The sequence below is a fragment of the Roseomonas alba genome (genome assembly GCF_019430885.1).
GTDB classification, from domain to species: domain Bacteria; phylum Pseudomonadota; class Alphaproteobacteria; order Acetobacterales; family Acetobacteraceae; genus Neoroseomonas; species Neoroseomonas alba.
Window position 1 is genome coordinate 45,136 of the sequence record NZ_JAHYBZ010000006.1, and the last position, 13,901, is coordinate 59,036.

Annotated in this window: 13 protein-coding genes; 5 read left to right on the forward strand and 8 right to left on the reverse strand. The window is 70.9% G+C overall.

The genetic code is table 11. The features are described 5' to 3' along the window. Positions 1–12: 12 nt before the first annotated feature. From KPL78_RS17065 to KPL78_RS17085, 5 genes are read right to left on the reverse strand one after another with little or no spacing between them, the layout of a single operon-like run. The gene (locus KPL78_RS17065; protein ID WP_219764193.1) at positions 13–963 is read right to left on the reverse strand and encodes an ABC transporter ATP-binding protein; all 951 of its coding nucleotides are present in this window, start codon (positions 961–963) and stop codon (positions 13–15) included. Then, positions 960–1,937: an ABC transporter ATP-binding protein gene (locus KPL78_RS17070; protein ID WP_219764194.1), complete on the reverse strand. Its 978-nt coding sequence runs from the start codon at positions 1,935–1,937 to the stop codon at positions 960–962. The genes KPL78_RS17065 and KPL78_RS17070 overlap by 4 nt, the downstream gene beginning before the upstream one ends. Continuing rightward, positions 1,934–2,800, reverse strand: a complete 867-nt coding sequence (locus tag KPL78_RS17075) for an ABC transporter permease (protein WP_219764195.1) — start codon at positions 2,798–2,800, stop codon at positions 1,934–1,936. The genes KPL78_RS17070 and KPL78_RS17075 overlap by 4 nt, the downstream gene beginning before the upstream one ends. Further along, positions 2,797–3,714 (reverse strand): ABC transporter permease, encoded by a 918-nt coding sequence (locus KPL78_RS17080; RefSeq protein ID WP_219764196.1) that lies wholly within the window; start codon positions 3,712–3,714, stop codon positions 2,797–2,799. Before KPL78_RS17080 ends, KPL78_RS17075 begins: the two co-directional genes overlap by 4 nt. A 50-nt stretch (positions 3,715–3,764) precedes the next feature. Next, positions 3,765–5,372 (reverse strand): gamma-glutamyltransferase family protein, encoded by a 1,608-nt coding sequence (locus KPL78_RS17085; RefSeq protein WP_219764197.1) that lies wholly within the window; start codon positions 5,370–5,372, stop codon positions 3,765–3,767. A gap of 112 nt (positions 5,373–5,484) precedes the next feature. Between KPL78_RS17085 and KPL78_RS17090 the strand changes: the two genes are divergently transcribed. From KPL78_RS17090 to KPL78_RS17100, 3 genes are all read left to right on the forward strand, one after another. After that, entirely contained in the window at positions 5,485–6,330 is an 846-nt protein-coding gene (locus KPL78_RS17090) for an endonuclease/exonuclease/phosphatase family protein (protein WP_219764198.1), read from the forward strand. A gap of 14 nt (positions 6,331–6,344) precedes the next feature. Beyond that, the gene (locus tag KPL78_RS17095; RefSeq protein ID WP_219764199.1) at positions 6,345–7,772 is read left to right on the forward strand and encodes a phospholipase D family protein; all 1,428 of its coding nucleotides are present in this window, start codon (positions 6,345–6,347) and stop codon (positions 7,770–7,772) included. Between the two features lie 165 nt (positions 7,773–7,937). Beyond that, complete coding sequence (locus KPL78_RS17100) at positions 7,938–9,134, forward strand: MFS transporter (protein ID WP_255569140.1); 1,197 nt, start codon at positions 7,938–7,940, stop codon at positions 9,132–9,134. Positions 9,135–9,406: 272 nt separating this feature from the next. Here the strand turns inward: KPL78_RS17100 and minE are convergent, their stop codons facing one another. The 3 genes from minE to minC are packed head-to-tail and all read right to left on the reverse strand — an operon-like array spanning position 9,407 to position 11,283. Then, positions 9,407–9,697: a cell division topological specificity factor MinE gene (gene minE, locus KPL78_RS17105; protein ID WP_219764200.1), complete on the reverse strand. Its 291-nt coding sequence runs from the start codon at positions 9,695–9,697 to the stop codon at positions 9,407–9,409. After that, positions 9,697–10,515, reverse strand: a complete 819-nt coding sequence (minD, locus tag KPL78_RS17110; RefSeq protein WP_219764201.1) for a septum site-determining protein MinD — start codon at positions 10,513–10,515, stop codon at positions 9,697–9,699. The genes minE and minD overlap by 1 nt, the downstream gene beginning before the upstream one ends. A 39-nt stretch (positions 10,516–10,554) precedes the next feature. Then, positions 10,555–11,283, reverse strand: a complete 729-nt coding sequence (gene minC, locus KPL78_RS17115) for a septum site-determining protein MinC (RefSeq protein ID WP_255569141.1) — start codon at positions 11,281–11,283, stop codon at positions 10,555–10,557. Between the two features lie 330 nt (positions 11,284–11,613). On the opposite strand from minC, the gene KPL78_RS17120 reads away from it, so the two are divergent. Then, positions 11,614–12,051: an acyl-CoA thioesterase gene (locus tag KPL78_RS17120; RefSeq protein ID WP_369412771.1), complete on the forward strand. Its 438-nt coding sequence runs from the start codon at positions 11,614–11,616 to the stop codon at positions 12,049–12,051. Next, positions 12,051–13,901 (forward strand): heavy metal translocating P-type ATPase, encoded by a 1,851-nt coding sequence (locus KPL78_RS17125; protein WP_219764204.1) that lies wholly within the window; start codon positions 12,051–12,053, stop codon positions 13,899–13,901. Before KPL78_RS17120 ends, KPL78_RS17125 begins: the two co-directional genes overlap by 1 nt.

A 13,901-nucleotide genomic window follows, 5' to 3' on the forward strand; every position in this document is an offset into this window, starting at 1 on the left:
ACGCCCCGACGCTCACGCCAGATGGCACTCCACGAGCCCGCGCCCATCCGCGATCACCTTCGGCGTCTCCGTCGCGCAACGCGGGATCGCCACCGGGCAACGCGGATGGAACCGGCATCCCGGCGGGATGTTCGCCGGGTCCGGCATCACATCACCCAGCCCCACATCCGGCACGCCGAGCCCCGGTTCCGGCGTCAGCACCGAGGCCAGCAGCGCACGCGTATAGGGATGGCGCGGCGCGGCGAACAGCGCCTCGCTCCCCGCGCGCTCCACGATGCGACCGAGATACATCACCGCGACCTCGCTCGCGATGTGCTCGACGACCGCGAGGTTGTGGCTGATGAACAGATAGGTCAGGCCGAGGTCCCGCCGCAGCTCCGCCAGCAGGTTCAGGATCTGCGCCTGCACCGACACGTCCAGGGCCGAGGTCGGTTCGTCGCACACCACGATGCGCGGCCGCAGCACCAGCGCGCGCGCGATTGCCACGCGCTGCCGCTGCCCGCCCGAAAGCTGGGCCGGAAAGCGCATGCCCTGTTCGCGCGACAGGCCGACGCGCTCCAGCGCCTCGGCGACGCGCCGGTCGCGTTCGGCGCCGCCAATGTCGCCCTGGGCGATCAACGGCATGGCGACGATGTCGCGGATGCGCCGCTTCGGGTTCAGCGAGGCGAAGGGGTCCTGGAACACCGGCTGGATCAGCCGCGCCCGCGCGCGCCGGTCCATGCCGGACAGGCGCTGGCCATCGACCAGCACCTCCCCCGCCGTGGGTTCCAGCAGGCCGAGGATCAGCCGCGCCAGGGTGGACTTGCCGCAGCCGCTCTCGCCCACCACGCCGAGCACGCTGCCCGCCGGCACCTCGAAGGAGACATCGCCCACCGCGATCACCTGCTTCGGCGCGGCGAACATGCCCTGGCGCACGCGGAATTCGCGGCGCAGGCCGCGCAGTTCGATCGCCGGCGCGCTCATGCCGCTGCCTTCCCGCCCCAGCCGGGTTTCAGCGTGCAGAGAAGCTCGTGCTCGGCCGAGACCGCCTGGCGCGGAATGGCGCCCGTGCAGGCGGCATGCGCCTCCGGGCAGCGGTCGCGGAAGCCGCAGCCGGTGAAGCCCGGCGTGATGCGCGGTACGATGCCGGGGATGGACCCCAGCGGCTCGTCCCGCTTCACCTTGCCCGGCACCGGCACGCAGGTCAGCAGGCCGCGCGTATAGGGATGCTCCGGCGTGGCGAAGAGCGAGGCCGTCGGCGCGCTCTCCACCACCTCGCCGGCATACATCACCGAGACCCGGTCCGCGATGCGCGCCACGACGCCCAAATCATGGGTGATCAGCAGGATGCCGAGACCGAGATCCTGCTGTAGCGTCGCGAGCAGCCGCAGGATCTGCGCCTGCACCGTGACATCGAGCGCCGTCGTCGGCTCATCCGCGATCAGCAGTTCCGGGTCGCACATCAGGGCCATGGCGATCATCACGCGCTGGCGCAGCCCGCCCGAAAGCTGATGCGGAAACTGCCCCAGCCGCAGCCCCGGCGCGGTGATGCCGACACGCGCCAGCAATTCCGCCGCGCGATCCACCGCCTGGGCGCGCGGCGTGCTGCGATGGCGGCGCAGCACCTCGGTCATCTGCGACCCAACCGTGTAGGCCGGGTTCAGGCTGGTCATCGGCTCCTGGAAGATCATCGCCATGCGGTCGCCGCGCAGGCGCTCCATCTGGCGTTCCGTATAGCGGCCGATCTCCTCGCCGGCGAAGCGCAGCGCCGATGTCTCGCGCTTCGCGCCGCGCGGCAGCAGGTTCATCACCGACAGCGCGGAGATCGACTTGCCGCAGCCCGATTCACCGACCAGGCAATGCGTCTCGCCCTTGTTCACGGTGATGGTCGCGCCGCGCACCGCGGCCGTGCTGCCGATCGTCACGCGCAGGTCGCGCATCTCCAGCAGGGCGGTCATCGCGACAGATCCGTGCCCATCATGTCGCGCAGCGCATCGCCGAGGAAATTCACCCCGAGCACCAGCACGAACAGCGCCGCGCCAGGGATGACGATCACCCATGCGTCGAAGAACATGTATTCCTTGGCCTCGCTGATCATCAGCCCCCAGGAGGGCAAGGGCGGCGGTACGCCGAGGCCGAGGAAGGACAGCGCCGCCTCCAGCAGGATCGCCAGCGCCATCTCGAGCGTCGCGACGACGGCGAGATGCGTCGCGATGTTCGGCAGCACCTCCCGCGACAGCACCCACCAGCGCGACGCGCCGGCGCACCAGGCGGCCGAGACATAGTCGAGGTTGCGGATCTGCATGGTCGTCGATCGCGCGACCACGGCGAAGCGGTCCCACAGCAGGAAGCCGAGCACCAGCACGACCAGCAGGAAGGATGATCCGCGCAGGGCGGCGACGGCCAGCGCGACGAGCACGGCCGGGATGGACAGCCGCGTGGTGATGGCGAAGACCACCGCGTCATCCACCTTGCCGCCATAGAAGCCGCCCAGCACCCCCAGGGTGATGCCAATCAGCCCGGAGGTGATGACGGTCAGCACCCCGATCACCATCGAGATGCGCGTGCCGTAGATCAGCCGCGAGAAATAGTCGCGCCCGAGCTGATCCGTGCCGAGGAAGTTCCGCGGATCGCCCCCTTCCATGAAGGAGGGCGGCACCAGCCGCCGGTCGAGGTCGATCGCGAAGGGATCATAGGGCACGATCCAGGGAGCGAGGATCGCGATGATCGCCGCGAAGCCCACGATGGCGACGCCGACCATGAAGCCCCAGTTGCGCAGCAGCCGCGAGGCGCGGCCGGCGGGAAGCACCGCGCCGCTCATGCCGACCGCAGCCGCGGATCGAGCACCGCGTTGAACAGGTCCGCGAGCAGCGTCAGCCCGATATAGATCAGCGCCAGCACCAGCACGACCGCCTGCACCACAGGGAAGTCGTTCTTGGAGATGCTCTCCCAGGCCAGGTAGCCGACGCCGTGCAGGGCGAAGACCGTCTCGATCACCACCGACCCACCCAGCATGAACCCAAGTTGCACCGCCGCGATCGCGACCACCGGGATCGCCGCGTTGCGGAAGCCGTGCTTCACCAGGATGGACAACCGCGTGAGCCCCTTGGCCCGCGCGGTGCGGATGTAGTCCGAGGCCAGCGCCTCGATCATGCCCGACCGCGTCAGCCGCGTCAGCGACGGAATGGCGGAAAAGGCCAGCACGACGCCCGGCAGGATGAATCCTTCCCAGGTATCGGCGCCGGAGATCGGCAGCCAGGCCAGTTGCAGCCCGAACACGACCATCAGCATCAGCCCGAGCCAGAAGGACGGCATGGCCTGCCCGATCATCGCGAATAGCCCGACCAGCCGGTCGACCCAGCTTCCTTCCCGCACCGCGGCCAGGATGCCGAGCGGCAGCGACACCACCAGCGCCAGCACCAGCCCCACCAGCCCCAGCGTCACCGTCACCGGCATGCGGGAGGCGATGAGATTCGACACGCGATCGCGGAAGAAATAGCTCTCGCCGAAATCCCCACGCAGCGCATTGCCCAGCCAGTCGAAGTACTGGACCGTGAGCGGCCGATCCAAGCCATAGACGCGGCGGACGGTCTCGACATCCTCCGCCGTGGCGTTCGGCCCGGCGATGGACACGGCGAGATCACCCGACAGGCGGGTCAGCATGAAGGCGAGCGTCAGCACCGTCAGTGCGACGAGCACCGCGACCGCGAAGCGGCGGAGAAAGAAGCGAAGCATCCCGCCGCGAGCCTAGGCGGCCCTTGTGCGCCGCCGCAACCCCTCGCGGATCAATAGGCTGCCGCCCAGCCGTCCCGGCGCGGGTCGGAGGCGGCCATGCGCACGCCATTGTCGAGCACGCGGATCGCTTCGACGCTACAGGCGCCTTCCAGGTCGCCGACCACCTTCACCTCATGCCCGCGCTCGCGCAGACCCGCGATGGCGGCCTCGCCGAAGCCGCGCTCGATGGTCAGCACGTCGCCGCCGCCATGCGGGTAGTTGGATTCCTGTCCGGGCTGGGAGGAGGTCCAGCGCGGCGCTTCCAGCGCCTGCTGCGGGTCGAAGCCGAAGATGGCGCAGGACACCAGCACCTGGAAATTCACCTGCACCTGGTTGTCGGCCCCCGGCGTGCCGAAGGTCATCCAGGGCTTGCCATCCTTCATCACCATCGGCGCGTTCATGGTGTGGCGCACGCGCCGCCCCGGCGCGAGCTCGTTCGCGTGCCCGGCATCGAGATGCCAGTAGGTCATGCGGTTGTTGAACAGGATGCCCGTCCGCGCGCCCGTCACGCCCGACCCGAAGGCCCCGTTGATCGACTGGATGGCGGAGACCGTGTTGCCCTCCGCATCGACCACGCAGAAATAGGTGGTGTCGGCCTCGGCCATGGCCCGCACCGGCAGGGATGCGGCACGCTCGCCGATCGCCTTGGCGTGCGCCGCCGTCCGCGCATCCGACAGCAGCGATGCGAAATCCGGCTGCTCGCGTCCGGCCTCGGCCTCGCGGTCGAGGAAGGCGCGCTTCTTCGCCTCGATCATCAGATGCAGCAGTTCGGCGCTGCCCCAGCCCATGGCGGCGAGGTCGAAGCCCTCGACGATGCGAAGCATCTGCAACAGCGCGAACCCCATGGAAGGCTGCGGGGTCTGCCGCACCTCGAAGCCGCGCCAGGCGATGCCGATCGGCGGGGCCAGCAACGGGCGCACCGCGGCGAGGTCGCCCTCGGCCGGCAACGCGCCCATCGTCGCGCAATCGGCGGCGATGTCGCGGGCCAGGGCGCCGCGGTAGAAATCCTCGGGGCCTGCGGCCGCGAGCCGCTGCAAAGTCGCGGCGAGCGCGGGCTGGGTCACCAACGCACCCACCGCCAGCGGCGCCCCGCCGGGCAGGAATATCGCGGCACTGGTCGGATCGGCACCGATGCGCCTGCGGTTCTCCCCGCAGAAATGGCGCAGGGCGTGGGTTGCGGCAAAGCCGTCCCGCGCCGCTTCGACTGCCGGCCCGAACACCGCGCCCCAGGCCTTCGTGCCATGGGCCGCGTGCAGCGCGGCCAGCCCGGCGACCTTGCCCGGCGTCTGCACCGAGAGCGGCCCGTCGATCGGGATGCCGCCCTCGGCGCGATATCGCGCCACCGTGGCCGCGGCCGGCGCCTGGCCCGTGCCGGCGAAGGTCTCGGCCTTTCCCGTCTTCGCCGACCAGTGGTGATAGAAGCCGTCGCCCCCCAGCCCGGACATGTGCGGTTCGACCACGCCGAGGGTCAGCGAGATCGCCACCGCCGCATCCGCCGCCGATCCCCCGGCCCGCAGGATGTCGAGTCCCGCCGCCGTGGCGACCGGGTGATTGGTCGCGACCGCCCCACGGCGACCCATGATGAGCGGGCGATGCGCCCGGAGTCCTTCGTAAGCCAAGGGTCAACCCCTTCCGTGGCAAAGCGTTACAATGCTGGATCGCGCCGGACGGCACATCCATGTAAACCCATCATGCCGGGCGTTGGGCCGGCGCCAACCCTGGAAGGCAAGAATGTCCCGCCGGCAGCTTCTTCCGCCCGATCGCACCCAGGCCTTCACCGACTTCCTGGCCCGGCGCCTGTTGCGCGTCCCGGCACGTCCCGGCCAGCCGGCGGAGCCGCCTCCCGGCGCCCTGCGCATCGCCTCCTACAACCTCCACAAATGCGTCGGCACGGATAACCGTTTCGATCCGGGCCGGATCGCAACCGTCATCCACGAGTTGGATGCCGACATTCTCGCCCTGCAGGAGGCCGACCGCCGATTCGGCCGGCGCGAGGGCCTGCTCGACATGGCGGAGCTGCAACGCCACACCGGGCTCGCCATGATGCCCCTCGCCATGGCCCGCGGCGGCCATGGCTGGCACGGCAATGCGCTGCTCGCCCGCAATGCCCGCATGATCGAGGCACGCCGCCTGCGCCTGCCCGGTGGCGAGCCCCGCGGCGCGGTGATGGTCGAGCTCGAATTCGCCAGCGGCCGGGTGCGGGTTGTCGCCGCCCATCTCGGCCTGCTGCGCCGCCATCGCGCGCAGCAGGTCAACGCCCTGCTCGAAAGCATCGCCGAGGCGGACGATACGCCCATCCTTCTGCTCGGCGACCTCAACGAATGGCGCCCCGGACCGCGTTCCTCCCTGCGCGCTCTCGAACGCGACTTCGGCCCGGTCGATGCCGGCCCGCCCACCTTCCCCTCACGCCTGCCGGTGTTCAGCCTCGACCGCATCCTGTGCCGGCCGACCGGGCTGCTGGGCGGCCTTGCCACCCATGAAACGCCGCTGTCGCGCGTCGCCTCGGACCATCTGCCGCTGACGGCCCATCTCGACCTCGCGGCCGCCCGCCCAGCGGCCCTCGCCGCGGCCGCCTGAGCCGCGCCCGTGCCATGTCGGCCGCAACGCAGGCTGCCATCGGGACGGGTCCTTCGGCGGCACCGGCCGGCGTCGCGCTGGTCCCGGATGGGCTGACCGCCTTTGCCGCCCGCGTCGCTTCCCTGCGCGCGGCGACCGATACGGCCGATCTGCAATACTACGCTTGGCATGGCGACCTGACCGGCACGCTGCTGGCGCGGGAGGTCATCCACGCCGCCGACCGTGGTGTCGCCGTGCGGCTGCTGCTCGACGACATGTACGCGATCGGCGCGGAACGCGTGCTGGCCGCCATGGATTCCCATCCGCGCATCCAGGTTCGGCTGTTCAACGCCACATCCTGGCGCCGCTTCGGCCCGCCAGGCCTGGTGCTGGAGATGCTGTTCGGCGGCTGGCATCTCGACCGCCGCATGCACAACAAGGCCTGGATCGTGGACGGCGCCTGCGCCATCGCTGGCGGGCGCAACATCGGCGACGAGTATTTCGACGCCTCCGGTCATTTCAACTTCCGCGACCTCGATCTGATCCTGCGCGGTCCGCCGGTGCAGGCCATGCGCGGCGAGTTCGAGAATTACTGGTCGCACCACCTCGCCCGGCCGCTGCGTCGCATCAGCCGCGCCGCCTATCGCCGCCGTGCGTTGCGCAAGTTGACGCGGCGGCTCGATGCGGCCTGGTCCTCGCCGGCCGCGCGTCCCTATTTCGAGCGCCTGGCCGAAGCGCCGCTCGTCACGCACCTGCTCAATGGCGGCGCCGGCAGCCCCTTCCTCGCGGTGCCCAGCGAGGCCATCCGTGTCGTCGCCGATCCGCCGGACAAGGCGAAGGCGGCGATCCCGGCGCTGCATTGCCTCGCCTCCGCGATCCACGGTGCCCTCCGGGCGGCGCAGCATGAGGCGCTGATCATCTCCCCCTACTTCGTGCCGGGCACGCAAGGGGCGGCGATGATCGAGGCGCTGCTCGCGCGTGGCGTGCGCGTGTCCGTCGTGACCAATTCCCTCGCCGCGACGGATGTCGCCGCGGTCCATGGCGGCTATGCGCGCTATCGCGACAGGCTGCTCGCCGCCGGCGTGACGCTGCACGAGCTGAAGCCGAGCGGCGAGGAAGGCATGAGCGTCTTCGGATCGCGCGGCGCCAGCCTGCACACCAAGGCGCTCGTCATCGACGGCCGGGTCAGCTTCGTCGGGTCCTTCAATCTCGACCAGCGTTCCATCGCGCTGAACACGGAGATGGGCACCTTCGTCGACGACGCCCGCGTCGCCGCGCAGCTCCGCGCCGAATACGACCGGCTGGTCAGCCCGGGATGCAGCTGGCGCGTCAGCCTGGCCGCCGACGGCGCGCTGCAATGGACGGATGGCGTGACGACGCTGCGGCGGGAACCCTTCGCCTCGCTCGGGTTGCGGATGCTGGCGCGGGTGCTGCGCTGGCTGCCGATCGAATCGAAACTGTGAACCGCCGCTTCCGGGTTGCCAATCAGTCCGCCGCCGCGTAAACGCCCGCGCAGCCGGATTGCCCCGGCCGTAAGCGTTCGACGTCAACCAACGCACTCAACGATCCTCGCGGGTCGGAGTGCGTTTTTTTGCGCCCCGCCTCCGAGGATAGCCAGGGATCCCCTCATGGCTTTCCATTCGATGCGAGAGCCGGCGCCGCGCAACCTCATTCGCCTCGTCGGCATTCTCTTCCTCTCCTACCTCTGCATCGCCATGTCGCTGCCGGTGGTGCCGGTCTTCGTCACGGACCGGCTCGGCCTCGGCAATGTCGCGGCGGGCCTCGGCGTGGGCATGGTCTTCCTCGCCACGATCGCGAGCCGCGCGCGGGCCGGCGGCATCTCCGACCGCCGCGGGCCGAAGACGGCACTCGGCCAGGGGCTGCTTCTCTACATCGCCGGCGCGCTGGTCTCGGCCTTGTCGGGCGCGATGCCGGACATGCCCGCCGCGGCCTATGCGGTGCTGCTGGCCGGGCGCGTGGTGCTCGGCATCGGCGAGAGCCTCGTCACCGTCGGCGTCGTCGCCTGGGCCATCGGCATTGGCGGGCCCGCACGGTCGGGCGGCGTGCTCGCCCTGATCGGGGCGGCCATGTACGGCGCCTTCGCCGTCGGCGGGCCGGTCGGGCTCGCGCTGCTCGGCAGCGTCGGCTTCGCCGGCACGATGCTGGTGGGCGCCATCCTGCCCTGTCTCGGCCTGCTCGCGATCCGCGGCATCCCGGGCATCGAGGCGCATCCGGCGGGACCGCGCACGGCGCTGCGCCAGGTGCTCGGTGCCATCTGGCCGCACGGGTCCATCGTCTGCCTCCAGGGCATCGGCTTCGCGGCCATCGGTGCCTTCTTCGCCCTGCTCTTCCTCGATCGCGGCTGGGCCCATGCAGGGCTCGGGCTGACCGCCTTCGGCGGCGGCTTCGTGGTGGTCCGGCTGCTGCTGGGGCATCTGCCGGACCGGCTCGGCGGGCTGCGCGTCGCGATGATCTCGCTCGGCGTCGAGGCCGTCGGCCAGGCGCTGATCTGGAGCGCGGGGCATGCGCTGCCGGCGATGGTCGGCGCCTTCATGACGGGGCTCGGCTGCTCGCTGGTCTTCCCCTCGATGGGACGCGAGGTCGTGCGCCTGGTCGACCCGCGCCTGCGCGGCACGGCGATGGGCAGCTTCGCGGCGTTCCAGGACCTGGCCTACGGGCTCACCGGACCGCTTGCGGGATTCCTCGCGGATCGCGCCGGCTATGGCAGCGTGTTCCTGATCGGGGCGGTCGCCGCGGGAACGGGGCTCGTCGTGGCGGCGCTGCTGCGCGCCCGGGAAAGCCGCCGGGTCGAAGAGCCCCTGTGATGGCCCGGCGATCTCGGCTGTTGCATTGGAGGGGCCTTGCCCCTCCAAGCCACCCCACCAAAGGCCCGAGGCCTTTGGAAACCATCACGTGGCGTCGTGCGCCACGGCCAGAATGGCACCGAGACCCGCTCTTGCGCACGAAGGGCGCTTGAAGGGGCTCCTGCACGACCGTCGTGCCGGGCACCAAAAATGGCCTGGCAGGCCGTGGTGCGGAGAGGGGCAGAGCCCCTCTCCATTCCTGCCAGCGTCTGAGTGGGCCGAACCCCCGCGCCTCACCGCGCGTTGACGGCCATCCGCATCGCCGCCGGTGCCGGCAGTTCGATCTCGATCGCGAGCGTCGACATGTCGCCCCCACGGTCGAGGTTCACATTCACCTTCCCCGGGTCGATCGCGACATAGCGCGCGACGACCGCGACGAGTTCCTGCTGCAGCTTCGGCAGGAAATCCTCCCGCGTGCGGCCGATGCGCTCATGCGCCAGGACGATCTGCAGCCTCTCCTTGGCGGCGGAGGCGCTCTGCGGCGCCTCGGCGCGCTTGCCGCGGAAGAAGTCGATCCATGACATCAGGCGGCCCTCCCCCCGAACAGGCGCTTGAACAGGCCCTTCTTCTCGGCCTCGATGAAGCGGTGCGGCCGATCCTCGCCGAGGAAGCGCGCGACAGCGTCGGCATAGGCCTGGCCGGCCAGGCTCTCCGCATCCATGATCACCGGCGTGCCGGTGTTGGACGCCTTCAGCACGCTCTCGCTTTCCGGAATCACGCCAAGCAGCGGGATCGACAGGATCTCCTGGATGTCCTCGAGCTTCAGCATCTCGCCGCGCTCGACGCGGGCGGGGTCGAAGCGGGTGACGAGCAGATGCTCCTTCACCGGATCCTTCTTCTCCTCCGCGCGCTTGGACCGCGATTGCAGGACGCCGAGGATGCGGTCGGAGTCGCGGACGCTCGACACCTCGGGATTCGTCACCACGATCGCCTGGTCGGCGAAATACAGCGCGAGCAGCGCGCCCTTCTCGATGCCGGCGGGGCTGTCGCAGAGGATGTAGTCGAACTCCTTCGACAGTTCCTCAATGATCTTCGCCACACCGTCCCTGGTCAGCGCATCCTTGTCGCGCGTCTGCGATGCCGGAAGGATCGACAGGGAATCCACGCGCTTGTCGCGGATCAGCGCCTGGTTCAGCCGCGCCTCACCCTGAATGACGTTGACGATGTCGAAGACGACCCGCCGCTCGACACCCATGATGAGGTCGAGGTTGCGCAAACCGACGTCGAAATCGATGACGACGGTCTTCTTGCCCCGCTGCGCGAGGCCGGTCGCGAAGGCGGCGGAGGATGTGGTCTTACCCACGCCTCCCTTGCCCGAAGTGACGACGACGACCTGTGCCATGTTCCCCTGCCTCCTCGTTCAATCCCCTGTGGCGCTGCGTCAGATGGGGTCGAAGCGCATGCGCTCGCCCGTCAGCCGCACCTGCACCGCCTTGCCGATCGGCGCCCCCGTCAGCCCCTCGCGCACCGCGTAATAGCCGGCGATCGAGATGAGCTCGGGGTCAAAGTTCTGTGCGAAAACACGTGCCTCGGCATTGTTCCCGCCCCCGGCGATGGCGCGTCCCCGCAGCGCGCCATAGACGTGGATATTGCCGTCGGCGATTACCTCGCCCCCCGCATTCACCGTCGCGGTGACGATCAGGTCGCCGCCGGCGGCATAGACGCGCTGCCCGGCGCGCACCGGCTGCTCGACGATCATGGTCGGGCGCGCCATGCCGGGCGGCGGCGGTGGCGGCGCCGCAGGTTCGGGGGCAACGGGCGCCGCGGCGGCGGCGGCCGCGAGCGGCGCCTCCTCCTCCCGCCCACCCACCGAGCGCACCGGCGGCAGGCCAAGCGCCATGGCCGCGTTGCGCAGTTCCGGCGATCCGCCGGTGGTGCCGATGGGCACGATGGTCAGCTCGCGCAGCCCGGCGATCAGCCCGGCGAAATCCACCTCATGCGCCGGCAGCGCGATGTCATCGAGGCCGAGCACGACCGGCGCGAAGCGCAGGAAGCCCGGCGCGCGGCGGAACTGGTCGCCGATCGCCGGCACCACCGCCTCGGGGCGCGGGTCGAGCAGGCGCAGCACGAGCAGGTTGAAATTCGCACCGCGCAGGCGGAACGGTTCCATTCGGGGCGACGTTTCGGGCCTGGGCGCGGCGGACATGGATCTCCCGAGCGGGTCGTCTGGGGCGGAGACCATACGGATTGTGTCCGTCAGCCCCACTGAGCCACCAGATATAGCGTTGAGGGTCGTCCCGGCGAAGGGCGCCGTTCGGCGCCCGTGTCGGGGCAACAGGTTATGGCGCGAAGTTCGCAGGCCGCGCCAGGGGCGAATCGGCGGGGTTACGAATCCGTGCGTCCTGCCGCAGGATGGCGTGCCGCGCGGAGGTCGCTTCACACCAATGCCGAACCCCTCACCAGCCTCCCGCGGGTCCCATCACCGATCCCGGAGGCCCCTGTGGCGAAGGACCGCGGCACGCGTGCCGATTACCGCTTCTTCCTGACCATCCCGACACGCTGGATGGACAACGACGTCTACGGCCACGTCAACAACGTCACCTACTATTCCTGGTTCGACACGGTGGTCGCGCGGTTCCTGATGGATACGGGCTTCCTGCACATCGCGACTGCCCCGGTGATCGGCCTCGTGGTCGAAACCCAGTGCCGGTATTTCGCGCCCATCGCCTTCCCCGACAGCGTGACCGCGGGCCTGCGCTGCGGGCGCGCGGGCAATACCTCGGTGCGCTACGAGATCGGCATTTTCCGCAACGAGGAGGATGAGGCGAGCGCCGAAGGCCATTTCGTCCATGTCTATGTGGACCGCGCGACGCAGAAGCAGCCGACACCGCTGCCCGCGCCGCTGCGCGCCTCGCTCGCCGGCATCAGCCTGCCCTGATGGAAACCGATGCGCGCGAGCGCATGCTGCTGCTCGGCATCGCCGCGGCGGGGCTGACGGCGGGGTTGCTCGCGGTCCTGCTCGGCCACGCCGCGGCGACCTGGCTGTTCGGCCTCGCCACCCTGCCGGTGCTGGCGGCGCTGCTGCGCGATCTGTGGATCGGCTTCCGCCAGGGCGAGTTCGGCCTCGACCTGATCGCGGCGCTGTCCATGGCGGGCGCGCTGGTGCTGGGGGAGACCCTCGCCGCCGCCGTCGTCGCACTGATGTATGCGGGCGGCGAGTTCCTCGAATCCCGCGCCCGCCAGCGCGCGCGACAGGAGATGACGGCGCTGCTCGCCCGCGTGCCGCGCAGTGCGATGCGCCATGGCGCGCAGGGGCTGGAGGAGGTGCCGCTCGACGCCATCGCGCCCGGTGATCGCTTGCTGATCGCGCGCGGCGCGGCGCTGCCGGTGGACGGCACCATCGCCGACCATGCCGCCGTGCTGGACCTCTCCGCCCTGACCGGCGAGCCCCTGCCGCAGCGCCTCGCCCCCGGTGCGGCGGCGCCCTCGGGCGGCGTCAATGCGGGCGACAGCTTCGACCTGGTCGCGACCCACCGCGCGGCCGAAAGCACCTATGCCGGCATCGTCCGCCTGGTCGAGGCCGCGCAGGCCAGCAAGGCACCGATGGCGCGCCTCGCCGATCGCTGGTCGCTGTGGTTCCTCGGCGCTACCCTGCTGCTGGCGGGCGGCGCCTGGGCGATGACGGGCGACCCGGTGCGGGCGCTGGCCGTGCTGGTGGTCGCGACCCCCTGCCCGCTCATCCTGGCCGTGCCGGTCGCGATCATCGCCGGCCTGTCGCGGGCGGCGGGCATCGGCGTGCTGGTGAAGAGCGGCGGCACGCTCGAGACCATGGCCCGCGCGCGCATCCTGATGCTCGACAAGACAGGGACGCTGACGATCGGGCGCGCGCGCCTCGCCGCCATCCTGCCGGAGAACGGCACGCCCGAGGAGGAAGCGCTGCGCCTCGCCGCCTCGCTCGACCAGGCTTCGCGCCATGTGCTGGCCGAAGCCCTGGTCGAGGCGGCGACGGCGCGCGGCCTGATGCTCTCCACCCCCGTCGCGGTCGAGGAAGCGCCCGGCGAGGGCATTGCCGGCCTGGTCGACGGCCGGCGCGTCGCGATCGGTAGCGCGCGCTTCGTCGCCGCGGCGATCGGCGGCCCCACCCCGGCCGCGCCGCCCGGTCAGCCGCCCGGCGCCGCGCTGGTCTTCCTCGGCATCGACGGCACCCCCGGGGGCGTGCTGGTCTTCGAGGACCCGATCCGCCCGGACGCCCCCGCCATGCTCGCCGCCATGCGCCGCGGCGGCATTCCGCGCATCGTGCTGCTCTCGGGCGATGCCGAGGCGCCGGCCCGGGCGGTGGGCGAGGCGCTCGGCCTCGACGCGGTGATCGCGGGCCAGACGCCGCAGGGCAAGGTCGCGGCCGTGCTGGCCGAAAGCGCGGCCGGACCCGTCATGATGATCGGCGACGGGGTGAACGACGCGCCGGCGCTCGCCGCTGCCGCCGTCGGCATCGCCATGGGCGCGCGCGGTGCGGCGGCGTCCAGCGAGGCGGCGGACGCCGTGCTGCTGGTCGATCGGCTCGACCGTCTGGTGCGCGCCATCCGTATCGCCCGGCGCAGCCTGCGCATCGCGCGGCAGAGTGTGGCGGCCGGCATCGGCCTCTCAGCCCTCGGCATGGTCGCGGCCGCCTTCGGCTATCTCACCCCCGTCCAGGGCGCGCTGTTGCAGGAGGCGATCGACGTCGCCGTCATCCTCAACGCCCTGCGCGCCTTGCGCGAGGATGAGGAGGGAGCGATCAAGGCGCCATAA

What these genes read in the sequence shown, in the direction of transcription:
- KPL78_RS17065 (WP_219764193.1), bottom strand. Translation starts at nt 963, where the DNA reads ATGAGCGCGCCGGCGATCGAACTGCGCGGCCTGCGCCGCGAATTCCGC.
- KPL78_RS17070 (WP_219764194.1), bottom strand. Translation starts at nt 1,937, where the DNA reads ATGACCGCCCTGCTGGAGATGCGCGACCTGCGCGTGACGATCGGCAGC.
- KPL78_RS17075 (WP_219764195.1), bottom strand. Translation starts at nt 2,800, where the DNA reads ATGAGCGGCGCGGTGCTTCCCGCCGGCCGCGCCTCGCGGCTGCTGCGC.
- KPL78_RS17080 (WP_219764196.1), bottom strand. Translation starts at nt 3,714, where the DNA reads ATGCTTCGCTTCTTTCTCCGCCGCTTCGCGGTCGCGGTGCTCGTCGCA.
- KPL78_RS17090 (WP_219764198.1), top strand. Translation starts at nt 5,485, where the DNA reads ATGTCCCGCCGGCAGCTTCTTCCGCCCGATCGCACCCAGGCCTTCACC.
- KPL78_RS17095 (WP_219764199.1), top strand. Translation starts at nt 6,345, where the DNA reads ATGTCGGCCGCAACGCAGGCTGCCATCGGGACGGGTCCTTCGGCGGCA.
- KPL78_RS17100 (WP_255569140.1), top strand. Translation starts at nt 7,938, where the DNA reads ATGGCTTTCCATTCGATGCGAGAGCCGGCGCCGCGCAACCTCATTCGC.
- minE (WP_219764200.1), bottom strand. Translation starts at nt 9,697, where the DNA reads ATGTCATGGATCGACTTCTTCCGCGGCAAGCGCGCCGAGGCGCCGCAG.
- minD (WP_219764201.1), bottom strand. Translation starts at nt 10,515, where the DNA reads ATGGCACAGGTCGTCGTCGTCACTTCGGGCAAGGGAGGCGTGGGTAAG.
- minC (WP_255569141.1), bottom strand. Translation starts at nt 11,283, where the DNA reads ATGGAACCGTTCCGCCTGCGCGGTGCGAATTTCAACCTGCTCGTGCTG.
- KPL78_RS17125 (WP_219764204.1), top strand. Translation starts at nt 12,051, where the DNA reads ATGGAAACCGATGCGCGCGAGCGCATGCTGCTGCTCGGCATCGCCGCG.